The sequence below is a fragment of the Sphingomonas populi genome, assembly GCF_004208535.1.
Lineage (GTDB): Bacteria > Pseudomonadota > Alphaproteobacteria > Sphingomonadales > Sphingomonadaceae > Sphingomonas > Sphingomonas populi.
The window spans coordinates 1-22,428 of the sequence record NZ_SGIS01000010.1 but is presented as its reverse complement, the minus strand read 5'-3'; the positions used below and the strand labels follow the sequence as shown (position 1 = coordinate 22,428).

Here is a 22,428-nt window from a genome sequence, read left to right as displayed (position 1 = left end):
CAAAACCGTTCGTGTCGAGCGAAGTCGAGACACCTGCGCTACAGCGCATGTCCCTCGACTTCGCTCGGGACGAACGGAGGTTGCTTCGCTCGGGACGAACGAGTGTTACGTCGCTCGGGCGAACGGATGGTTAGGTGGAGGCGACTTCGAGAGACGTCGGCTTCACCTTGCGGAACGGCCGCCACGCCGCCTCCGAGCGCTTCCGCGCCAGATACGTGTCCAGCCCGATCTGCGCGCCGATCAACTGGTAGATGAAGGGCTGGAAGGCGATGCCGACGAACGCCGCGCCGAGCAGGTAGATCAGCAGCGCCGATTGCAGCGCGCCGGCGAGCGGCGCGATCCACGCCTCGTCGGGCGGCGCCTTGCGGTAGCGGCGGCGCAGTATCTCCATGCGGAGGATGCCGATCACGTTGAGCCCGCCCCATAGCAGGATGCCGGGCCAGCCCTGTTCGCCGAGCATCTCGAAATACGAGCTGTGATACGCGCGTGCGCGGTCCGTGGTCGGGGTGTGCTTGAGCGTCAGGCTGTTGCCGCTGCCTTCGGTCGTGACCAGATCATAGTTGAGCACGTCCTGCCGGTACATGTCGAAGCCGCCGCCGAACGGATGCGTCTTCGCGTAATTCCACGTCCACTGCCACACAGCGAGCCGGGTCGAGGCGGATTCATCGGCCTTGTAGGTCTTGATCGTCCCCATCCGCGCGACGAAGGCCGAGGGCAGGAACGGCACCGCCACCACGCCGATCGCAGCGATCAGCCCGAGGTAGAGCAGTTTGCGCTTCACATCGCGCAGCATCAGCACCGCCGCCAGCACGACGCACAGCAGCCCGGTCCGCGCCGAGGTGCCGACGGGAATCATGCAGCACGCGAACACCAAAGCGTAGCAGAAGATTTTCACCTTCCAGTCGGGCTTGAAGACCGTGCCGTGGTTGGAGAACCACAGCACCAGCGGCACGATCGCCACCGCCACGGTCGAGATGATCGAGCCTTCGTACAGGCCGCTGTTGTTCGACACCATCAGGTTGAGCGAGCCATAGCCGCCGCCCGACACGACCGTCTTAATGCCGCCGACGATGATGATCGACGACGCCGACAACACCATGAACAGCAGCAAGGATTCGATCCTGAGCTTCGTGCGCAAGGTGAGCGGCAGGAAGGCGGCGAACACCAAAGCCTTCCACACCCAATCCCATTTATCGAGCGCTTCCATCGGGAAATCGGCGGTGCGCGTGGTGATGCCGCAATAGAGCAGCAGCAGCAGGATGATGATCTGGCGCGGGGCGATCCGCACGTCGCGCTTGTCGTCGATCAGCGCCCAGCTCAGCACCGCCGCGCAGAAGGCGATCAGCGAGATCGGCATCGAATTGAGCAGCAGATAGGTCAGCCGCTGCGGGCTGACGATATCGATATAGATATAGGCGAGGATGAAGATGAACGGCTTGCGCAAGCCGGCCAGAAAGAACGCGCCGAGGAACGCGACGAAGATGAGATCACGCAACCGGCCGATCCTCTTCCTCGGGCTTGGCCGCGCGCAGGCGGCCGCGCATGTCGCGATCGAGCGGCCCCGGCTCGTGATCGAGATCGGGCCGCCTGAGCAGCGCCCAGATCGCGAGCAGCATCAGCCCGTGGCTGACCAGAAGCGCGAAATTGTCGATCATGCCTGTGCCCTTCGAACGCGCTTCGCGACTTCGCCGGGGGTGCGAATAAGCCCATCCGAGTTGAGGCTCCGTTAAGCACTGGCGTGGCAGGTGGAGCGCGATGAAAATCCTCCACGTCCTCGACCACGGTTTGCCGTTGCAGAGCGGCTATACCTTCCGCACCCGCGCGATCCTCAAGGCGCAGCAGGCGCGCGGCTGGCAGGTCGCCGCCGTCACCGGCATACGGCAGGGCGCGTCGGCCACCGCAGCCGAGACGGTCGACGGGATCGACTTCCATCGCACGCCCGTCATCGGAAAGTTGCCGCCGGTGCTGGCCGAGGTGCGCGAGATCCACGCGCTGTCGCGCCGTGTCGCCGAGGTGGCGAAGGTGTTCCGCCCCGATATCCTTCACGCGCATTCGCCGGTGCTCGGCGCGCTTGCCGCTCTCCGCGTCGCGCGGGCGATGCGGCTGCCGCTGGTCTATGAGATCCGCGCGTTCTGGGAGGATGCCTCGGTCGGCAACGGCACCGGGCACGAGGGATCAGCGCGCTACCGGGCGACGCGGATGCTCGAGACCTGGGCGGTGCGCCGCGCCGATGCGGTGTCGGTGATCTGCGAGGGGTTGCGCGGCGACCTGATCGCGCGCGGTATCGCGCCGGACAAAATCCTCGTCTCGCCCAATGGGGTAGACCTCGCGCTGTTCGGCGCTCCATTGGAATACGATCAGCCGCTCGCCCGCCAGATCGGCGTCGAGGGTGCCGAGGTGATCGGCTTCATCGGCAGCTTCTACGATTACGAAGGCATCGACGATCTGATCGCGGCGATGCCCGCGCTGGTCGCCGCGCGCCCGACCGCGCGACTGCTGCTGGTCGGCGGCGGGCCGATGGAAGCGGCGTTGCGCGCGCAAGCGGCGGCCTCGCCGGTGGCGGGGCATATCCACTTCGTCGGGCGTGTGCCGCACAACGAAGTCGATCGCTATTACTCGCTGGTCGATATCCTCGCCTATCCGCGCAAACGGATGCGGCTGACCGATCTCGTCACGCCGCTCAAACCGCTGGAGGCGATGGCGCAGCGCCGGCTGGTCGCCGCATCGGATGTCGGTGGCCACCGCGAGTTGATCCGGGACGGCATCACCGGCACGTTGTTCCCGCCCGGCGATCCGGCCGGCATCGCGACGGCACTCACCGATCTGCTCGGCAATCGCGACGGCTGGGAAGCCCGGCGCGAGCGCGGTCGCAGCTTCGTCGAGGCGGAGCGCAACTGGGCGGTGAACGTCGGTCGTTACGAACCTGTTTACCAAAAACTTACCAGTGACGTGGCATCACCCCATGCATGGTCGCGTCCCCCCGTCAGCGTCTGATCCTGCCCATCGCGCCGCTCGGCGCAGGTGTGACGGGCGCGTTCACCGCCTTGCTGTTCCTCATGATGCCGTCGAGCGCGCTCGAATCGCTCGTCTTAGAGAGTGGCGTCGCGACGTTGCTCAACGCGGCCCAGCCGCCGCTCGGCTTCACCGCGCGGGCGGTGCTGGCGCTTACCGGCGGCGGCGTGTGTGCGCTGCTCGCGTGGATCGCGCTGTTCGTTGCGGTCGGTACGCGGCTGGTGATCGTCAACGGGTCTTTGGCGACCGGCGACGCGGTGCCGCCGCAGCGCCGCGCCGATTCGCACCCCGATGCGCCACCGCGCCAGCCGGTGTTCGCCAACCGCGATCTCGGCACGCCGTTCCTCGACGTCCGCGCCGAAGCGCCTGCATCGCGCCCGATCGGCCCGGCGCGCGCGCGGCCGCTGCCCGCCAATCTCGACATGCCGCTGTCGCTGTTCGATCCGGTCTCGTTCGCCGCGCCCACCGCGCCGGCGCCCGCGCCCGACCCGGTCGAGATCATCGAGCCGACCCCGATCGTCCGCGAACAGCGCAGCGCAGCGCCGATCCCGATCCGGCGCGACACCAGTGGCGCGATCGACCTGATCGCCGCGTCGATGCGGTCCGCGCCGCCGATCCGCCGCGTCGAGGCCGAATCGCCCGCTTCGATCCGCGCGCTGCTCGACCGGCTCGAACGCAGCGTCGCGCAGCGCGACGCCGCGCCCGCCCCGGCGCGACCCGAATCGATCCGCGACACGCTCGAAACGCTGCGCGGGCTGACGACGCGCACGGGCTGATTTGCCCGCCACCGCGCGCGCCGCTAAGGCCCGTTCGATGACCGGCAGCCCCCTCACCCTCTACAACAGCCTGACGCGCGCGACCGAGACGTTCGCGCCGCTCGATCCCGCCAATGTGCGCGTCTATTCGTGCGGGCCGACCGTCTACAATTACGCGCACATCGGCAATTTGCGCGCCTATGTCTTCACCGACACGCTGAGCCGGGTGCTGACGTGGAAAGGCTACCCCCTCACCCACATCATCAACATCACCGATGTCGGCCACCTCACCTCGGACGCCGATGCTGGCGACGACAAGATGGAAGCCGCCGCGCGCGCGCGCGCGATGAGCATCTGGGACATCGCCGCGCATTACACGCAAGCGTTCAAGCAGAACCTCAGCGATCTCAACATCCGCGAACCGAGCAAATTCCCGCTCGCGACCGACCACATCGCCGAGATGATCGCGTTCGGCGAAAAGATCGCGCGGAAGCATTGCTACGTGCTGGAGAGCGGCCTGTATTTCGACGTGTCGACCGTGCCCGATTACGGTCGGCTCGCCCGCGTGGCGGACGACGAGCGCGAAGGCCGGATCGATCCGGTCGCGGGCAAGCGCAACCCGCAGGATTTCGCGATCTGGCGCACCTCCGCGCCGGGCGAGAACCGGCAGATGGAGTGGGATTCGCCCTGGGGCCGGGGCGCGCCGGGCTGGCATCTCGAATGCTCGGTGATGAGTCGTAAATATCTCGGGGATGGTTTCGACATCCACACCGGCGGCATCGACCACCGCGAGATCCACCACCCCAATGAGATCGCGCAAAACCAGGCGCATTGCGACTGCGCCGATACCGGCGCGCGGTTCTGGATGCACAACAATTTCCTCGTCGAGCGCGCGGGCAAGATGTCGAAGTCTTCGGGCGATTTCACGACGTTGCAGACGCTGGTCGATCGCGGCTTCCACCCCCTCGCCTACCGGCTGATGTGCCTTTCGGCACACTACCGCAGCGAACTTGAGTTTTCGTGGGAGAACCTCGCGGCGTCGTTTACCCGGCTCAAGCGGCTGGTGATGGCGGTCGAGGCGTTGCGCGCGCGCGACGATGGCGCGCAAAAGGGCGATGCGACGCCATATCTCGCGCGGTTGGACGAAGCGGTCTCCGACGATCTCGGTACACCGCGCGCGCTGCCCGTGCTCGACGAGTTGCTCGCGGACAAGAAGCTGTCGCCGGCCACGCGCCTCGCGGCGTTGGGCGCGTTCGTCGATGTGCTTGGCCTGCCGCTGCTGACGCTGGCGCGCGCCGATCTGCGCGTGATGCCGGCGGGTGCGACGATTACGCCCGCCGAGATCGACGCGCACCTGGCCGAACGCAAGGCAGCCCGTGTCGCCAAGGACTTCGCCCGCTCAGACGCGCTGCGCGACGGTCTCACCGCCGCCGGCGTCGAGGTGATGGACGGCGATCCGCTGGGGTGGGACTGGAAGGCGATTATCGATTGAGTCCGCTGCGGCGGAAAGATGGTTCACGCGGAGGCGCGGAGGCGCAGAGAAGAGAGAGAAAGCGGCCGAAGGCCGCATAATGCGCAAGTGGGGAAACCTCGGGCACACCATTAGCGCTGACTCCTCCTCTTCTCTCCGCGCCTCCGCGCCTCCGCGCCTCCGCGTGCAAAAACCTTCTTTTAACCCCTCAAACCGCATTTACCCGAATAGCGTAAAACATCCCTTGCGCGCTTTACCCCATCCGGGTAATGCGCGCCTCCCATGACGACACTCGCAGGCATCAAGATCAAGCGCTTCCGTGAGGAGCGCACCCTCAGCCGGGCCGCTTTCGGCGCGTGGTATGGCGCGCCCGGCAGCACCGTGCAGGGCTGGGAAGAAGACGGCAAACGCGCCGGCAGCCAGATCGTCAACCAGATCGCGGCCAACGGCATCGCCACCCACGCCGACTGGTACGTCCAAATTCGAACGGAGAACGACATGAGCACCTGGTCGCCCGATAGCTGGACGCGCGCCGAAGCGCGGCAGATGCCGACCTATCCCGACGCCGCCGCGCTCGACGCGGCGACCGATACGCTCGCCAGCTTCCCGCCGCTGGTCTTCGCCGGCGAGGCGCGCAACCTCACCGCCGATCTCGGCAAGGTCGCCGAGGGCAAGGCGTTCCTGCTGCAGGGCGGCGACTGCGCCGAATCGTTCGCCGAGCACAGCGCCAACAACATCCGCGATACCTTCCGCGTCATCCTCCAGATGGCGGTGGTGCTCACCTATGCGTCGAAGCTGCCGGTGGTGAAAGTCGGCCGCATGGCGGGCCAGTTCGCCAAGCCGCGCTCGACCGACATGGAGACGCTGAACGGCGTCGAATTGCCGAGTTATCGCGGCGACATCGTCAACGACATCGCCTTCACCCCCGAAAGCCGCATCCCCGATCCGCAACGGATGGTGCGCGCCTATAGCCAGTCGGCGGCGACGCTCAACCTGCTGCGCGCGTTCGCCGGCGGCGGTTATGCCAATCTCCACCAGGTCCACCGCTGGACGCATGACTTCATGGGCCGCAGCCCGTGGTCGCAGAAATATGCCGACGTCGCCGACCGGATCGGCGAGGCGCTCGACTTCATGGAAGCCTGCGGGATCAACCCCGAGACGGTGCCGCAGCTCGCCGAGACGCGTTTCTACACCAGCCACGAGGCGCTGCTGCTGCGCTACGAACAGGCGCTGACCCGGCAGGATTCGCTGACCGGCGACTGGTACGACACCTCCGCGCACATGCTCTGGATCGGCGACCGCACCCGCTTCGAGGGATCGGCGCACGTCGAGTACTTGCGCGGCATCGGCAACCCGATCGGCATGAAGTGCGGACCGAGCCTCGAGCCGGACGCGCTGCTACGGCTGCTCGACACGCTCAATCCGGCGCGCGTGCCCGGCCGGATGTCGCTCATCACCCGCTACGGCCACGACAAGATCGAGGCGGGCCTGCCCAAGCTGGTGCGCGCGGTGATGCGCGAGGGGCATCCGGTGGTGTGGAGCTGCGACCCGATGCACGGCAACGTCGTCAAGGCCGCCAACGGCTACAAGACGCGGCCGTTCGACCGTATCCTGGCGGAAGTGCGCGGCTTCTTCGCGGTCCACCGCGCCGAAGGCTCGATCGCGGGCGGCATCCACGCCGAGATGACCGGGCAGAACGTCACCGAATGCACCGGCGGCGCGGTCGATGTGACCGAACAGTCGCTCGCCGACCGCTACCACACCCACTGCGACCCCCGCCTCAACGCCGGTCAGAGCCTGGAGCTGGCGTTCCTGCTCGCCGAGATGCTCAACGCCGAAATGTCCGAACGCCGCCGCGCGGCGGCGTAAGCGCGACAATCCATCTTGACCGAAGGAGGCGCGCGCCGTAAAGCCGCGCCTCCAACGTATACGGCCCCTTCGTCTAGCGGTTAGGACGACGCCCTCTCACGGCGTAAGCACGAGTTCGATTCTCGTAGGGGTCACCATCGTCAAGCGGAAAATGGCAGAAATCCGCCATTTCGGACGATTTGACCAAAGCCCTCCCCACTTTCCGTCCCACATTTTCTCGCGGCTTCACTGGCATGAAGTGGCATGCCCTTGGACGGCGTTTGCGATTCTCTTCCCGAAAGCTCGATCATTATCGACTGCTTCTGGGTCGCTAGCCGCCAGTCCGCTTTCAGCTCGGATCGTCGGACCGCGGCCATGCGCCAACTGTACGTTCATCTAGAACTCCACGCCCGATGAGGCGCCAACCGACCCTTCCAAAATCTACGAATGTTGCTAGTCTGTTCACACGATGAGCAAAGAAGATCAACAAGGTGAATACGGCCAGAGCGCGATCGATACCGTTCGTGCCTCTAGAGATGGACACGCTTTCCACGAAGCTTGGGCGGCTCGGTCGGCTTTAGAGTTGCTCCCTCCAGCGACGACGCTGACAGCGATCGCGCTTGAAGATTTTTCGATCGAGGATGCAGAAGGCATCAGCGACGAAGCGGCAGAAATAGCCGACATGGTCCGATACTACGGATCAACCAACGTTACCCGCGCTGATCAGGTCGCGGTGACTCAGTTTAAGTATTCGGTCCGCAAGAAGGACGTTGCGATCAGGGCCGCAGACTTGAGGAAGACGCTCAAGAAATTTCTGCAAGCCGACCTCGATTTCCGCGTCAAACATGATGACGCGACCGTGGAAGCGGTCGTGCGGTACGAGTTTGCCACCAACCGGCCCATTCATGAGAATCTGCTAGCGGCAATCACGGCGGTCATAGCGAGAGACGATGGGACCGGCGACGTCGCAACTCAGGTCGGTCAACTGAAGGATGCCAATCGCGAGAAGGAGGCCGATCTTCCCTCAGTTCTTAAGCGGCTTACCCTGTCGGGGAATCTCGGCAGTCTCAAAGAAGCGGAGCACAGCGCTCGCCATCTGCTCGCTTCTTGGAGCGATGCCAGCGACCCGGATTCTCGTAAGAAGCTTTTGCAACTACGCAGTTTGGTTCGAAGCAAAGCTGGCTTTGAAGGGCAAGGCAATAACCTGATCGACCGTGTTTCGGTGCTTGCTGAGCTTGAGATCGACCACGAGAGCCAACTTTATCCGACGCCCGATGCATTTCCTCCGGTTGGCAACGTCATTCAACGACCCATCGCGAAGGACATCGAACTCGCGACCCGCTCTCAAACGCTTCCCGTCATTGTCCATGCTGCCGGGGGAATGGGAAAGACCGTCCTTATGCAGGCGGTCGCCGAGCAGATGCGACCGCAGGATGAGGTCGTAGTATTCGACGGCTTCGGCGCCGGTAAATGGCGGGACATCTCGGACGGAAGGCATCGTCCGGAGCGCACGCTCGTCCATCTCGCCAACCTTCTCGCCGGTGAGGGCGTCTGCGACATTCTGCTGCCGCTCTACGATCACACGACATTGATGGCAGCATTTCGCCGCCGGCTCGAGCAGGCGGTCAGCACAATCAACCAGACGTCCGAGACCGCGCGCGTCGTCCTGGTTCTCGACGCGATCGATCACGCCGCGATGCAGGCAAAGGAGGACGGCACCCAATCGTTCGCACACCTGCTTTTGGAGAGCCTTGCCATCACCCCAATTGATGGCGTCGTGGTTATCGCATCTTGTCGAACCGAACGGTTGGCGTTGGCCGTCCGGAACGCGGCGCATTTTCCTATTCAGGTGCCGCCTTTCAGCGACGAAGAAGCGGAGCGGCTCATTCTGGCCCGAGACTTGGCTGCCGGCGCAGCCGAGATCGCTGCGTTGCAAGGACGCTCTGGAAACAACCCCCGCGTTCTGGACGCGTTACTAAATGCCGGGCGACCGTACGATGGCCCTCGCCCGGGCGGCGAGGAGGCGACCGATGACCAAGTGCTCGATGCTTTGCTCTCAGACCGGATCGGCAAGGCGCGCGACGCGGCGCTCGAAAAGGGCGTAAAGCCGGACGAGATCGACCTATTGCTTTCGGGCCTTGCGGTGCTGCCGCCCCCCGTTCCTCTGGCGGAACTCGCTGCCGCCCATGGGCTTCCCGACGCTGAGGTCGAGAGCTTCGCAGCCGATTTAACGCCCCTGCTTGAGCGTACCCCGCACGGCCTGATGTTCCGCGACGAACCGACGGAAACATTCATCCGCAAGACGATGGCACAACGGCCGGAAACGCGTGATCGCGTGGTTGCGCGACTGCAGGAGCGGCAGTCGACATCGGATTATGCCGCGCGCGCCCTTCCGGCAGTTCTGACCGCATTGGGTCGTACGGATGAATTGATCGTGCTGGCGTTTGACGAGCGGGTGCCGCCTGGAGCTAGCAAGGTGAGCCAACGCGATATTCGCCTCGCGAGGCTTGTAGCCGCGCTACAGGTCTGCGCGGCAAGCGGCCGTCACGACGACACTTTCCAACTACTGCTTGAAGCTTCGCAGGTGGCAGCAGGCCATGAGCGTTCGGATCGCTTCCTGTATGAGCATCCAGACCTCGCGGCGGTGGTTGGCGATAGCGAGGCCCTTCGCCGCCTCTTCGCAACGAAGGTAGGTTGGCCGGGCGGCCGTCATGCTGCTTTGTCGCTCGCATACGCCTTCGCCGGCGACATGGGAGAGGCAAAGAGAAATAGTCAACGCGCCATTGACTGGCACAACTGGGCGGCGGCGGGCAACGGACGAGCAGACTTCAACAATCGTAATGTCTCTACCGAATTGGATGATGTGGGTTTCACCTACACCGAGATGGTCAGCGGCAACCAGAATCGCGTTGCGCAGTGGCTTGCAAAGCGTGACGAGAGTGAGGCCTATCAAAAATTCGCTGACCTGTTGGACCTTCTGGAACGGCAGGCTGCTCAACCCGGTGTAGTCTTCGCGCCCAAGGCGCGGTTGGACAGCGCTCTCACACACTGCCGCCTCACCTCTCGCGCGCTCTACATGGCTGCAATCACGTACTCGGATCGCGACGCAAAACGCGATCGGACGTTGATCGATCGTTTGGCGAACTGCCCGGTACCTGAAGCGGGTAAAAAGGCCGGGGGATCGGCGCTTCTTTCGGCAGTCGCCCGGGCTATCAGCCTTGGAATGAAGGCCCACGCGAAATCGCTGTTGGCCACCTTCAATGAACGACCAAGGGTCTACGATTTTTCGTATGCTTTTCCCGAGCGAGGGCCCGAGCGCTCCGTCATCGCTGCCGGGCTGGGGGTGGCTCTCAGACGCAATCCCGCCTCGCTGATGGATGTGTCGCCTGCCGACTTCCTTGAGCTGGTCCCGGTTAGGGTGAAGAGGCAAGGCGCACAGGCGTTTGAAGTAGCGCTCAACGCAGCATTGGCCGATCGCCAAAGCCCTGCCCCACGCTCGAAAGCTAGAGGCAAAGGGTCGTCGCGGGCGCGCAAAGCTTCCCCGAGTTACGAAGATAAGCAGCGGCATCAGAACGCGCTAACCCATCGGATTGCGCCTCTGGTGTCCTATGCCGACTTGGTCGCAAAGATGGTTGCTCCGCCGCCGGGTACGCCGTCCACGAGCATTTTGGCTGAAGGTCTCGACAAGCTTGCCAGCGATGTCTCCGCAGCGTCCAACTACCCTTACCGGGACGGAAAGGCCTATATTGGCCGCCTCGGCGCGTTGGTCATTTTCCATGTCGCGGATGCAGTTGATGCGTTCGATGCAGTGCAGGCCGAGCGCTTTGTGTCCTGGGTTAAGGAGGGGCACGGCCTTCACATTCCCGAACTCATGCGCATGACGGCGAGACTGTCTCGCAAAGCAGACCTTCACGATTCAGCGCTGTCATTAGCGGCGTATGTGGAAGCCCTCATCCAGAGCGATACAGACACGGGTTCTAAGATCGCTTCTTATGGGAAGCTTGCACGCGCTGTTTGGCGCGTGTCCCCGGATGAAGCGGCGGTCTATTTTCGGCGTGCCCTGGACCTCGCGGAAGCGGTTGGCTCGGATGACTTTGATCGTACCAATCATCTACTCGCACTAAGCGGGCGCTATGATGGACCCGAACTGGAACCGCAGGCATCATACAACCTTGCGCGCATTTTGGAGCTGAACACTCACGAGGCGGGCAAATTTCCATGGAATGAGTACGCGGACGCGCTCGCCCCGACCGCAGGATTGGGTTCGTTGGCGATTATCAGTCGTATCGATGACCGGGACCACGCGAGTTTGGGCCAGACGCTTACGCCAATGTTGGGCGTTCTTGTTTCCACTGGCCGCCTACCTGCAGACATCGCAACCGGCATCATGGGGTTGGGCGCGCCCGTCGAACGGTGGTCCTGGCGCCTAGACAACTTCGCGGACCGCGTCGTGCCGAACCTCGACAAGGAACGCCACGAGTGGTTCTTCGAGAGATTGCTCGTCGAGATCGATCGAACCGATTGCCTCTCTCCTTGGAAAGACACCATTGACGGGCTTCTCAAGCTCGCTGGACGGTCTCTGCCGGCCACGTCGCCTTCAATAATGAGGCTAGAGGCGCTGTCGGCGCGTCTTGCCCGAAAGGATTCGAGCACTCATTTTGCCGTACCGGCAGTACCACAGCCGGAGCGTATCGAGCGCTACGACGTGGCCGATCCAGATGAAATCGATCGCGCCATCGGCGCTGATTTGGCTGCCAATCCCAGAAATCCTTTCCCGCAACGTACAATCGGAGAACTCGCTGCTACCGTCAGTACGCCGGCACAGAGGCTTGCTCTTGTGCGTGCGGTAGCGAAGGCCAACTCAGCGACGCTTTCAGAAAAACTAGGCGCGCTCGACGACTATCTTCCCAGCTGGGCGGCGCGATCGGCAGCGCTCAATGAGGCGCTTCCGCAAATCGCTCTTGAGTTGGCCGGCCGGCATGCCTCCGAGTTGGTTGGCCATTCATGGGAGACGGATCGCGGCTGGCGCGAATTGCTCACAACCTTCCGCGCCGATCGCACTGCACTTACCGCCAAAGTGATCGCGTCACTCGGCCCGACCGCTACCGAGGTAAGCGGCGATTCTTGGATTGGACTGGCGGCCCACTTAGCTCCCGCGATCGCGAGCGACCCGTTCCGTCGGGGCTTGAACCGGTACCTTCTGTTGGCTGGGGCGAAGATTCCAGAAGAGGTAGGCGATGGTCCTTGGCACGAAGATCTAGATGGATCGGGAGACCCTCTTGAACTGACGGCCAAGCTGATTTGGGTCAGGCTCGGAAACTTCCAGGCACGCGCGAGGTGGCGGGCGTCTCACGCCATTCGTCAGCTCGCATGCGCCGGTCGTTTTGACGTGATCGACAAGATCGTTGAGCGGTTCGATGTTGACGCACCGCGCGCGTTCGTCTCACCGAAGTTTCCATTTTTCGTGATGCACGCGCGTCTCTGGTTATTGATCGCTCTAGCCCGTATCTCTCGCGATTATCCGGCGCAGATGAACAAACATCGAAACCTGCTTGAACGTGTAGCCTTCGACCCAGAGTTTCCCCACGTTGCGATGCGGTCCTATGCCGCAAAAGCACTGAGAGAAATCGTCCCAATGCTGCCGGCGGGAGACCAAACTGAGTGGCGGGACAGGCTGGCCAAGGTCAACGCCTCACCATTTCCGCTAAGCACCGGAAAACCGCAGAAACAGCACCGGTACGCCAGTCGGCCGGAGGGTAACCCAGCCCCAGCCAATGAATTCCACTTGGAATACGAATTCAACAAAGACGAGGTGTCGGACCTGGCGGCCCTGTTTGATCTTCCCGACTGGGAAATCTCTGACCGGATCACCCGCTGGGTACGCACGTGGGACGCTGACGTGCGCGGTATGTATGCCTGCGAGCGGATTGGTGGCGGCGATTACCACGCAGGAAGCTGGTCCAACGGCCCACCCGAAACCGAGCGGTATGGCGGCTACCTTGGCTGGCACGCGTTCATGCTCGTGGCAGGCGAGTTGTTGGCCTCTTTGCCGCTCGCGAAGCATAGTTGGAAAGACGATGCTTGGGCGGATTTCCTTCAGGAGATCAGTTTGACTCGGCCGGATGGGCTTTGGCTTTCAGATGCGACCGACCTCTATCCGGTCAATCTGGGAGCCGATCTACCGATGCCCGACGCTGACAAATCCGGCCTTCAGACTGAGGATCGAGCCTTGCTCGCACCGCTAGTCGGCTTGGAAAATGGCGGCGAACTCGCAGAGCAAATTGTAGTGAGCGGTTCCATGCATCTCGGTGAGGACGTCACGGTGGATATCCGCTCGGTCTTGGTGGATCGCGGAGATGCCGAGGCAGCGATGTTGGCGGCACTGGCCGATAGGAAGTTTTCGCAGTGGCTGCCAAGCGAGGAGAGCGAAATTGATAGCGAGTTCTGGCGAGAAGACGACAACGCTATAGGTCTCGTTGCTCTCATTCGTACAAACGACGAGCGGTACGCATACTTCGATCGGCACGATCCGTATGCGTCGCCCCACACGGCCAAACGCGCTGAACCGAGCACGTGGCTTAGTGAGCTAGATCTTCTGACCGCTACCGATCCGATCGTGAGGACGTGGCGGGCTCACGACGGTACAACGTTGATGACGGAAGAGTGGGGCACCAGCGGCGGCCGGGGAGAACACCGCTGGGAGGACCACGGCGATCGAGTGATCATGAATACGGGCTTCCTACGAGGCTTGCTGGCGCAAACCGGCAAGACGTTAGTCGGGCTAATAAAAGCACAGAAATACTTCAAAGAACGGAGCAACTTCGGGCTCGAAGGAACCAACCCGTTTTCCCACCGCGTGTTTGCTTTCAGCCTCAATGCAGAAGGACAGATCGGAACCATTCAGAGGATTTCTCGAAAGACGCGAGCTGCGGTCGATGGGCTGGACGAGAATTCCCGCTTCAACTTTGCCGACCGATTTTTGGCGATCAGAAAAGCACGTCAGCGATGATGGCACACTGTGCAATCTTTGGCTACTTCTCGGCCGGTAACTGACCCTAAGACCGAAATTTTTGCCATTGGTCACGACTTCTAACGCGCTTGCCTAGGGTCCGACCAGCTTGCCCAATGAATATTGAGAGACACAATAAGCGCAGTGGTTTACCACCAAAGGAGTTCGTCGGCGACAGGTTCGGAATGTCCGCCTTCCCATCCAAAAGTAGACGCTAGTGGGTCAGCTGAACGAATGCCGGCTTCTCAGCGCTGGCCAGCATGTGCTGAACGACCGAAAATCGGGCGCAAAGCTGAAACCGCTCTAGCGGCCAAGCCCGCGGCCCCGCCCGAAGTCGATTCCGTGATTGAATGCCAGCTCCGCTCCGAGGCGGCGGCCGGTATCGATCGTGATCCCGAGCTGCGCTTTGCGGACTGCGAGAATCGATTCCATCTGCGGATCTCGTTCGAGGCTCTTCGCCATGCCCGCCATCTCGCTCCGAATGACCTTTTGGCTCGTCACATCGCCCGCCACATAGGCGCGCTGGGATTGCTTCTGTAGCTTATCCCAGCGCGCGATGAACTGGTCGGCGCGCTTGGCTGGATCTGCCCGCATCTCTGCTTCCAACGCCATCGCCCGGATCGCCCTTTGCGGTCGGCCGTTCGCCGCTTCATCGATCGTGGTGCGATCGGCATTGAACACGTTCTGCAGGTCGCGCTTAACGCCGGGGCGTAGCCCATCCATTTCAGCAACAGCCTTGTTGAGTGCGGCACGCTGATGCGGAAGTTCCGCAGAGCCTTCGGCTCGGACGCGCAGGATATCGGCTGCCGAACGGGCCACGCGCACCACTGCTCGTTCGAACGGAGAGAGTTCCGGCACATCCGGCGTGACGCGAAGCTTCAGTCCGGCGAAGCGGTTATGCCCCGGCTGCACGTGCACGCGTTCGGGCGACGGATAGTCCGCAGCCATGTCCTTGCCGCGTTCCCGCGACAGCGCCCGAGTCAGAGCTTGCCGATCTGCGAAATCATTGCGACCATAATGGAGATCGACGCTGTCGCGGTGACGAGACAACGCGACATAGGCAGCGTGTCGGTCGAGCCCCGGCGTGGCCAGCACATGCACGCGGTCCACTGTCACACCCTGCGCCTTGTGCACCGTCGCGGCATAGCCGTGGTCGAGGTTCGCATAGTCCTTCACATCGAACGCGATCGAACGCCCGTCGTCGAGCAGCACCGCCATGCGTGCCTGGGTGGCCGACTGCACCTGTCCAAGCGTGCCATTCTTCACACCCAGGCCGCGCTCATTGCGCAGAAACATGATCCGGTCTCCGGGCGCGAATTCACGCTTCCCTCGCTCGGTCTTGATCACCACATCCTCGCCCAGCTCACCGCCAGCGCGCAACCGATCGCGCGCGGCGAGATTGAGTTCGCGCACCTCGTCGTTGGTGTGGGTAACGATGATCCGCGAAGCGCCCGGCGCTTCGGAACGACCCCGATCCCACCGATCGATCAGATCGGCGCGTGCATCCTCACGCGTCTCAGCATCATGAATGCGGTCGTGCCGGCTATACGAGCTGATCGCTTCCGCCGTCCGCTCGGTGGCGAGGTAGCGTGTCGCATCACGCTGCCAATCCTCGCGCTGGCGACGGATCTCGGTGATCTCGATACTGCCGTACCGCTCGGCGGTCGCGCGAAACGCGGCGCCTGCTTCTATCGCCTGGAGCTGTTCGGGATCGCCGACCAGCACGACCTTGGCGCCACGCCTTTCGGCTTCGGTAAGCACGCGCTCCATCTGCCGAGTGCCGATCATTCCGGCCTCGTCGATCACCAGCACATCGCGGTTGGTCAGCAATTCCCGGCCATCGGCCCATTGATGCTCCATGCTCGCAATGGTGCGTGAAGCTATGCCTGAGCCGCTCTCCAAATTCTCGACGGCAATGCCGGACAGCGCTACGCCGCGGACCGAATAGCCGGCACTCTCCCACGCTTCACGCGCGACCCCGAGCATCGCCGATTTTCCAGTGCCGGCATAGCCGATGACCACACCAAGTCCTTGGCCTTTGGTGACATGGTCGAAGGCACTGCGCTGCTCGCTCGATAGCACCAGTCCACGCATTTCCGCGCGCACCAGAGCGAGCGTGCGATGTTGCTCGTCCATGCCGTGCCGACGGCTCGCCTCAAGCCGAACAGTAGCACGCTCGAGCCGCTTCTCGGTCTGGATCATGTCGCGGCTGGTGAAACGGTCCTGGCCGCGTCCATCCTTGCCGAGCGTGACCAATTCCGGTGACGCTCGCACCGCAGCCATCACGCGGTCGAACTGATCCTTCCCCTCGCTATGCCGGTGCACAAACATCGCGAGGTCGCGTGTGGTGAAGGTTGCCTGGGTGCGGGTGATCGCGTCGAGCGCCAGCGCCGGGTTCGCCAGCAGCTTTTCGCCATTGGCGTGGGCAATGGCGTGATGCCCTTCCAACCGTTCGGAGGCGAGCCCCTGCTCCGCCATCCGAGCGGCGGCCGGGCCGATCTTGTGCTGAGGCTCGAGGTCGATGCCTTGCGCTTCCAGCGAGCGGTGATCGACACTTGCATCGATATCGAGTTCAGCCAGCCGTGTATTGACGTGCTCGGCCCAGCGCTCGCGCCATTTCTCCAGAAGGTCGGTGCGATTCCAGTCGCGGTTCTTCTTGCCGAAGCCGTGCTCATCGACATCGCGAAGCGAGAGCATCACATGGGCGTGCGGCTTGGGTTCACCGTCGGCGCCGATGTCCCAGTGGACATTGAGGTCGGCGATCATCCCCCGCACGACGAACTGCCCTTCGACGAAGTCGCGCGCCAGCCGAATGCCTTCGGCCTGGTCCAGCTCGCGCGGGATGGCGAACTCCACTTCGCGGGATAGCTGGGCGTCCTTGCGCAGCTCGGCCGCCTCAACCGCATTCCAGAGTTTCTCGCGGTCAGCGAGATGCTCGGGCGCACCGTCCGGCAACAGCACTTCGGAATGGACGACGCCGGCCTTATTGGAGAAGTCGTGATGGCGATCGAGGCGCTCATCATGCAGCCGAGAGGCGGAGCGATAGGCAGCGGAGGCCAGCGCGGACGATCCGTTGGCGCGGGAAATGATCTTGGCCGAGAAATGGTAGATCGCCATAACGGCAATCCACTTACACTACACAAGCGACGTCGGCACGACGTATAAGCGCGCCCTCGAAAGATTTCATCTATCTCGGGACGCCGTGGTCCCAGAAGATATCACGACATTTACGCCGATCGATACAGCCGATAACCGGATCGTCCTTGCACCACAACACGGACGATCCCGATGCGTAAACCGCGTGACTATGACGCCGAACTCGACTCGCTCGATCAGAAGGCGAAAGCGCTCAAACAGCGCAAGATCAGCCAGCTCGGCGAGTTGGTGATCGCGTGTCGCGCCGACACAGTACCGGTCGATGTTCTGGCGGGTGCATTGCTCTCGGTTTCCAGCAGCAGCGCGTCAGTACAGGAGGCGTGGCGGAAAGCTGGCGCGGCGATGTTTCAGCGCAAAGCCAGAAGCAACAAACGCCGAACGACTGCGCCGAACCCTGCATCAGCTTCGGCGGCTGATAGCGATGCGTTACCACTTGATCGCCAGCCGCGCACGGCATGATACGCGCGACTGGCAAGTGAAGCGCCGCGAGCGCACACGCCAGTTGATCGAACTGGACGGACTCGTCGCCAAGTCCGGGCTGATCGATCTCACCGATGACGATCGTGCGGTGATCTTCGGCATCCTCGTCGAAGCCGCTGCGAGATTGCGCGGGGAAGATAAAGACCAGTCCATTATGGTGTGGCGACGTCGCGGCAAGCGCGCGTTCGAAGATGATTCTATCAATGACCATTTGCGCTGATCGCGATTCTTCGTCACAGCGGTGTTGTCCGATACTGGATACCCCCTTTGGTCGCAGCGAAACATCGCAGCAACACATATGGACATATTGATATGACTGAAGAAACCGCAAACCCAGTCGAACTCGCAACCGAACTGACGATCGCGTGGCTCGGCAACCAGAACAATCGCGTATCGGCTGACGATGTGCCGGCGTTCTTGCGCACGATGCACACTACGATTGTCGAACTCGGTTCTGGTTCATCGGCAGCGGACGTGTCGGGCAGCGAAGCGGCCCCGACGGAAGAGTTCACGCCCGCCGTCTCGGTGCGCAAGTCGCTTGCCTCAAAGGATCACATCATCTCGATGATCGACGGCAAGCCTTACAAGACGCTGCGCCGCCATCTCTCGACGCATGGTCTGACCGACGTGCAGTACCGCGAGCGCTACAATCTGCGCCCGGATTATCCGATGGTCTCCGAGAACTATTCGCTCGCGCGCCGTGAAATGGCGCAGCGGATCGGCCTTGGCCGCAAGGGTCGCGGTGGCGCAGCAACGCCCGCCGAAACGCCTGCCGCCAGCGAAGCGAGCGTGGAGTCCGCACCCACCCCTACCCCGGCGAAGCGCACGCGCCGCAAGGCTGCTGAAAACGCCTGATGTCTTGCTCGCATCGTCCGGCATTCGTCGGGCGATGCGAGCCATTTTCTGACACCTGCACGATCGGCACTATTCACGGGCGCAGCGTGACCGATCCGTCGCTGTTGGTCTGCGCCTTGAGCGGCAACAGTGCAGTGACCGCCGTCGTGAAACTGCCGACGTCGCCTGTCTCGACAGAACCGCTGATGCGTGCGTTGGCAAAGCCGGGCGCATCGAGGCGAACTGGCGTATTTACGTAGCGATTGACCTCGCCGATCGCGTGTTCGAGCGTCATGCCGTCGAGCACGATCCGGCCTTGCGTCCACGCAATCGTCGGCGTCGTGTCGATCGCCTGAACCGGACTTGTGCGGGAGCCGTCAACGATCACCCGCTGCCCGGCTTGCAACTGCGCAACCGACCGCTCCTGCGAACTGATCCGCACCCTGCCCTCGACCAATGTGACATCGATCCGGTCACCGCTGCGCTGGACATCGAACTGCGTGCCCGTCGCGAGGACGCGCGTACCGCCAGCGTCCACCGTGAAGGGTCGCGCTGCATCATGCGCGACCGTGAAATAGGCTTGGCCCCTGCCGAGTGAAATACGGCGCGCATCTCTGGCGAAGCTAACCGTCAGCGCGGTGTCGGTATCGAGCATCACCTTCGATCCATCGGCGAGCCTGATGCTGCGCTGCTCGCCGATTTTGGTCGCGTAGCGCTCGCCGCCCGAGGGCCACACCGCGAAGGCCGTCAGGCCAACCGCAACCACGCCGACCACCGCCGCCGCCATCGTCCCCAACCACGGGTATCGTCTGCTAGGCGGAGCGGCGGATCGCGTCATCGCCTGCTCGGTAGCGGTGATAATAGCGGGGCGATCCACGAGCGTGCCGGTCTTCCGATAAAGCCGATCGACGGCGTCGAAGGCTTCACGATTCCCCTCGCCCTTTCGCCACTCGAAGAACTGCTCGAGCGTTCGGGCCGACACCGGCAGCGTCTGCAACCGCGCGTACCAGTGCGCGGCTTGCGTGCACGCATCGCCGCCGCTCGCATCATTGTCGTTCATGGACATGCGCCGTCGCTTAGTCGCGCAATCTGCTCATGCACAATGCCAGCGCCTTACCCATCCGCCATTCCACGGTCTTGATCGAGATGCCGAGCGTTGTCGCGATCTCCGCATTGCTCATATGCCGGAAACGGCTGAGCACGAAGACGTCGCGCATCTTTTCAGGCAGATCGAGCACGATCCGCTCCAGTTCGAGAATGGCCTCCTGCTCGGACATACCATGCCCGTCACCGCGACCCTGATCGGCGGTGACGCCCTCGCGATGCTGCTGGCGAACCGCCTCGCGCCGCTTGCGGTCGCGGAACAGGTTGAGCGCCGTCTGAAACAGGAAGGCTCGCGGGTGGGTGATTTCGGTGGTCGCCGGTCGTGCGGCCCGCAGCCAGGTATCCTGCACGATGTCGTCGACATCGGCGGGCTGCATACGCAGGCGCGCGGCGACCAACCGCCGAAGCCAGTCGCCGTGGTCCCGGTATAGGTCTTCGATTGCCGCCGCACGCGTACCCTCTCCAATCGGGCGCCTTTGCAAATCGTCTTTCCGTCCCGCCATCAGCGCGCTCCTCGCAGCGAACGCCTCGACCTTTTCAAAACCATCCTCGGAAAGCGTCTTTGTAGAGTATACTCCGTGGTGAAATACTCTTCAAGATCGTGCTTCCTTTCACATGGAGGCGCGAGAAATTCTGGCCCGCAATCTGCGGATTCTTCGACGCATCAGGGGATGGTCGCAGGAGGAACTCGCTGACCGTGCGGAGATAGACCGCACCTACGTGAGTGCGCTTGAGCGCTGCATCTATGCGGCGAGCGTGGATGTCCTCGACCGGCTCGCTGAAGCCCTGAATGTCAATGTCGCCGCCCTGTTAAACGTGGATGCGACCGAAAGTTTCGAACCTTAGCCTAACGCTTCGGTTTACAGCGCCACCCAACGTTCGCGTCTTCCGATGCGCACCCGCGCGGCGCGGCGTTGTAACGATCGGACGATGACCGGCGGCGCTTTTAAGCGCCGCCGGTCATCGGATCATGCCGCACGGGCGATGGTAACGATCTGCGGCATTACCGCTTCGACGAGGCCGCCCAACCCCTCGGTGCGACTGACCGTCTGCACGCCGCCGCGCGTCGTGTAGGCGGCGGGCGGAAACGCCATCCATCGCGGCACCCAGTTCTCGACCTTTGTCCGCCTGTTCTCACCGGTCAGGCAATCGCGGATGATCTGCCGCTTCACCTTGCCGGTCGCGGCCTCGTTGGCGGTTGCCACGCCGTCGCCCGCGACCTCGGTAAGGAGGCACTCAAGCACGTCACGATCGCGGATCAGATCGAGCAACGCGTCGTCGGCCTGCCATGCGTCGCGCATGTCGATACTGAGGTGGATGCCGAGCAATTCGATCAATGCGCTGCCCGCTTCCAGTGTCTCGGCCATGACGATGGCGAGCACATCGCGAACCGCAGTATCGGTCAGCCCGAGCAACCGGACGAACAGGCCAGCGACGCCGTGATCGTCCTCATAGCCGCCGATAATGGTGGGGGTATCGGGATCGAAGCCGAGCAACGCCAGCACCGCCCGCCGCCGTTCATCGAACGCGGCTTCCGAGACGCAGTTCTCGACACTCTCGGCAATGGCGTCGTTCGCCGTCCGTTGTGGCTCGACCGACACGCGCCACAGTGACGATCCGACAATCGCGTGTGCAACCATCAAGCGCAGCGCTACCGACGGGTTTGCTGCCACCGCCGACCGCACGGCGGCATGACGATGAAGATCAACATAGCTCTGGATCGCAGCACTGATCTCGGGGCGGGCCGGCTTGTCCGCCACCGTGGCACCCATTGCCAGCCTTCGCGCTTCCTTGGTGGTCAGATAGCCTTCGTGGAAGGTGACATCGCCGCGCGGCCCCACGACCACGAACACCTTGCCGCCCTTGCGCTTGGGGGTGCGCTCGTGCTCCCATGTGTGAAACGGTTCCCCGGTCGGCAAAACGACGACATCGGCCCACCCCGCCCCGACGCAAGCCTCGACGCGCTCGGCAATCGCGGCATTCTGCGCGGCCCAGAACGTCTGCGGGTCAGCGAAATAGCGGTCGTCGCCGAACAGGTCGGACACGATCTCGCCGGGATAGCCGTCGATGTCGAACAGCGCCGCGCGCACTGGGATCGAAGCACCACCGCACGCCCATGCCTTGACCTGATAACCCGTGGGACAATGCGCATCGGGATCATCGAGCAACGCCAGCCACTCGCGCTGCCGGGCCTTCGAGAGAAGGGTCAAGTGCCGAACGGTCGCCGCATCAATCTCGCCCTTGCGATACAGGGTGCGAATGCGCGGCAGCAGATTGCCTAGCGCCAGCGTCCGCTTCACCTGCAACTCGGTGAGACCGAAGGTCAGCGCGATATCCTCCGGGGTTCGGCCTTCGCGCACCAGCCGCGTGAAGCTCTCCCAGCGCGTCACCTCGTCGGGGTCCACCCGCGCGATGTTCTCGATCAGCGACGCTTCCAGTGCCGCCCCATTATCGCCCGCCGCCATCACCGCGCACGGCAGCGGCTCGGCTTCGCCGGTTTCCTGCGCGACCGCCAGCGCGGCATGATAGCGCCGCTTGCCCGCCACGATCTCGTATGTGTCCGGCGATCCATTCTGCCGCACGATCAGCGGCACCAGCACGCCCCGCGCGCGCACCGATGGCAGGATGTTGGTCAGGTCCACGGGCTTGCCCTTCACCCGCATGTTGGCAGGCGAGACAGACAGATTGGCGATGTCGATATGCTTGAGTTCCATTGCCTTCACTCCTTCAAACACCGCACCCGGCGCCGGAATGGCGGG

15 protein-coding genes and 1 tRNA gene are annotated in these 22,428 nt (G+C 63.1%); 10 read left to right on the top strand and 6 right to left on the bottom strand.

Annotated features, from left to right (window positions below; all coding sequences use genetic code 11):
* Positions 1-130: 130 nt before the first annotated feature.
* Both EWE75_RS08280 and EWE75_RS24940 read right to left on the bottom strand, forming a co-directional pair.
* Entirely contained in the window at positions 131-1,495 is a 1,365-nt protein-coding gene (locus EWE75_RS08280) for a putative O-glycosylation ligase, exosortase A system-associated (RefSeq protein WP_130156354.1), read from the bottom strand.
* The gene (locus EWE75_RS24940) at positions 1,488-1,655 is read right to left on the bottom strand and encodes a hypothetical protein (protein WP_165388305.1); all 168 of its coding nucleotides are present in this window, start codon (positions 1,653-1,655) and stop codon (positions 1,488-1,490) included. The genes EWE75_RS08280 and EWE75_RS24940 overlap by 8 nt, the downstream gene beginning before the upstream one ends.
* Positions 1,656-1,755: 100 nt before the next feature.
* Between EWE75_RS24940 and EWE75_RS08275 the strand changes: the two genes are divergently transcribed.
* The 6 genes from EWE75_RS08275 (at position 1,756) to EWE75_RS08250 (ending at position 14,095) form a co-directional block, all read left to right on the top strand.
* On the top strand, positions 1,756-2,994 hold the full coding sequence (locus tag EWE75_RS08275) for a TIGR04063 family PEP-CTERM/XrtA system glycosyltransferase (protein ID WP_130156352.1): 1,239 nt from the start codon (positions 1,756-1,758) through the stop codon (positions 2,992-2,994).
* Complete coding sequence (locus EWE75_RS08270; RefSeq protein WP_130156350.1) at positions 2,967-3,788, top strand: hypothetical protein; 822 nt, start codon at positions 2,967-2,969, stop codon at positions 3,786-3,788. Before EWE75_RS08275 ends, EWE75_RS08270 begins: the two co-directional genes overlap by 28 nt.
* Before the next feature lie 37 nt (positions 3,789-3,825).
* Positions 3,826-5,259 carry a cysteine--tRNA ligase gene (gene cysS / locus EWE75_RS08265; RefSeq protein ID WP_130156348.1) on the top strand — a complete coding sequence of 478 codons (1,434 nt, stop codon included), beginning with the start codon at positions 3,826-3,828 and terminating at the stop codon, positions 5,257-5,259.
* A gap of 261 nt (positions 5,260-5,520) precedes the next feature.
* Entirely contained in the window at positions 5,521-7,107 is a 1,587-nt protein-coding gene (locus tag EWE75_RS08260; protein ID WP_130156346.1) for a class II 3-deoxy-7-phosphoheptulonate synthase, read from the top strand.
* Between the two features lie 62 nt (positions 7,108-7,169).
* Positions 7,170-7,244: transfer RNA gene (locus tag EWE75_RS08255), tRNA-Glu, on the top strand.
* Between the two features lie 311 nt (positions 7,245-7,555).
* Positions 7,556-14,095 carry a P-loop NTPase family protein gene (locus tag EWE75_RS08250; protein ID WP_130156344.1) on the top strand — a complete coding sequence of 2,180 codons (6,540 nt, stop codon included), beginning with the start codon at positions 7,556-7,558 and terminating at the stop codon, positions 14,093-14,095.
* Between the two features lie 303 nt (positions 14,096-14,398).
* Here the strand turns inward: EWE75_RS08250 and traA are convergent, their stop codons facing one another.
* Positions 14,399-17,212: a Ti-type conjugative transfer relaxase TraA gene (gene traA / locus EWE75_RS08245; protein ID WP_130156342.1), complete on the bottom strand. Its 2,814-nt coding sequence runs from the start codon at positions 17,210-17,212 to the stop codon at positions 14,399-14,401.
* Positions 17,213-17,383: 171 nt separating this feature from the next.
* Here traA and EWE75_RS08240 point away from each other — a divergent pair, with 171 nt between their 5' ends.
* The 3 genes from EWE75_RS08240 (at position 17,384) to EWE75_RS08230 (ending at position 18,586) form a co-directional block, all read left to right on the top strand.
* Entirely contained in the window at positions 17,384-17,710 is a 327-nt protein-coding gene (locus EWE75_RS08240; protein ID WP_130156340.1) for a conjugal transfer protein TraD, read from the top strand.
* Complete coding sequence (locus tag EWE75_RS08235; protein ID WP_130156338.1) at positions 17,673-17,951, top strand: conjugal transfer protein TraD; 279 nt, start codon at positions 17,673-17,675, stop codon at positions 17,949-17,951. The genes EWE75_RS08240 and EWE75_RS08235 overlap by 38 nt, the downstream gene beginning before the upstream one ends.
* 92 nt (positions 17,952-18,043) lie before the next feature.
* Positions 18,044-18,586 carry a Ros/MucR family transcriptional regulator gene (locus EWE75_RS08230; protein WP_130156336.1) on the top strand — a complete coding sequence of 181 codons (543 nt, stop codon included), beginning with the start codon at positions 18,044-18,046 and terminating at the stop codon, positions 18,584-18,586.
* Positions 18,587-18,659: 73 nt separating this feature from the next.
* Here EWE75_RS08230 and EWE75_RS08225 read toward each other — a convergent pair whose 3' ends face one another.
* The gene (locus EWE75_RS08225; RefSeq protein WP_165388304.1) at positions 18,660-19,625 is read right to left on the bottom strand and encodes a FecR family protein; all 966 of its coding nucleotides are present in this window, start codon (positions 19,623-19,625) and stop codon (positions 18,660-18,662) included.
* A gap of 16 nt (positions 19,626-19,641) precedes the next feature.
* A complete protein-coding gene (locus tag EWE75_RS08220) occupies positions 19,642-20,172 on the bottom strand; it encodes an RNA polymerase sigma factor (protein WP_130156332.1) in 531 nt (176 codons plus the stop codon).
* A gap of 112 nt (positions 20,173-20,284) precedes the next feature.
* Between EWE75_RS08220 and EWE75_RS08215 the strand changes: the two genes are divergently transcribed.
* Positions 20,285-20,515 carry a helix-turn-helix domain-containing protein gene (locus tag EWE75_RS08215; RefSeq protein WP_130156330.1) on the top strand — a complete coding sequence of 77 codons (231 nt, stop codon included), beginning with the start codon at positions 20,285-20,287 and terminating at the stop codon, positions 20,513-20,515.
* Between the two features lie 122 nt (positions 20,516-20,637).
* On the opposite strand, the gene EWE75_RS08210 is transcribed toward EWE75_RS08215, so the two are convergent.
* Complete coding sequence (locus tag EWE75_RS08210; protein WP_130156328.1) at positions 20,638-22,383, bottom strand: ParB/RepB/Spo0J family partition protein; 1,746 nt, start codon at positions 22,381-22,383, stop codon at positions 20,638-20,640.
* Positions 22,384-22,428: the final 45 nt, after the last annotated feature.

What these genes read in the sequence shown, in the direction of transcription:
- traA (WP_130156342.1), bottom strand. Translation starts at nt 17,212, where the DNA reads ATGGCGATCTACCATTTCTCGGCCAAGATCATTTCCCGCGCCAACGGA.
- EWE75_RS08260 (WP_130156346.1), top strand. Translation starts at nt 5,521, where the DNA reads ATGACGACACTCGCAGGCATCAAGATCAAGCGCTTCCGTGAGGAGCGC.
- EWE75_RS08210 (WP_130156328.1), bottom strand. Translation starts at nt 22,383, where the DNA reads ATGGAACTCAAGCATATCGACATCGCCAATCTGTCTGTCTCGCCTGCC.
- EWE75_RS08270 (WP_130156350.1), top strand. Translation starts at nt 2,967, where the DNA reads ATGGTCGCGTCCCCCCGTCAGCGTCTGATCCTGCCCATCGCGCCGCTC.
- cysS (WP_130156348.1), top strand. Translation starts at nt 3,826, where the DNA reads ATGACCGGCAGCCCCCTCACCCTCTACAACAGCCTGACGCGCGCGACC.
- EWE75_RS08235 (WP_130156338.1), top strand. Translation starts at nt 17,673, where the DNA reads ATGCGTTACCACTTGATCGCCAGCCGCGCACGGCATGATACGCGCGAC.
- EWE75_RS08225 (WP_165388304.1), bottom strand. Translation starts at nt 19,625, where the DNA reads ATGAACGACAATGATGCGAGCGGCGGCGATGCGTGCACGCAAGCCGCG.
- EWE75_RS24940 (WP_165388305.1), bottom strand. Translation starts at nt 1,655, where the DNA reads ATGATCGACAATTTCGCGCTTCTGGTCAGCCACGGGCTGATGCTGCTC.
- EWE75_RS08250 (WP_130156344.1), top strand. Translation starts at nt 7,556, where the DNA reads ATGAGCAAAGAAGATCAACAAGGTGAATACGGCCAGAGCGCGATCGAT.
- EWE75_RS08240 (WP_130156340.1), top strand. Translation starts at nt 17,384, where the DNA reads ATGCGTAAACCGCGTGACTATGACGCCGAACTCGACTCGCTCGATCAG.
- EWE75_RS08220 (WP_130156332.1), bottom strand. Translation starts at nt 20,172, where the DNA reads ATGGCGGGACGGAAAGACGATTTGCAAAGGCGCCCGATTGGAGAGGGT.
- EWE75_RS08230 (WP_130156336.1), top strand. Translation starts at nt 18,044, where the DNA reads ATGACTGAAGAAACCGCAAACCCAGTCGAACTCGCAACCGAACTGACG.
- EWE75_RS08215 (WP_130156330.1), top strand. Translation starts at nt 20,285, where the DNA reads ATGGAGGCGCGAGAAATTCTGGCCCGCAATCTGCGGATTCTTCGACGC.
- EWE75_RS08275 (WP_130156352.1), top strand. Translation starts at nt 1,756, where the DNA reads ATGAAAATCCTCCACGTCCTCGACCACGGTTTGCCGTTGCAGAGCGGC.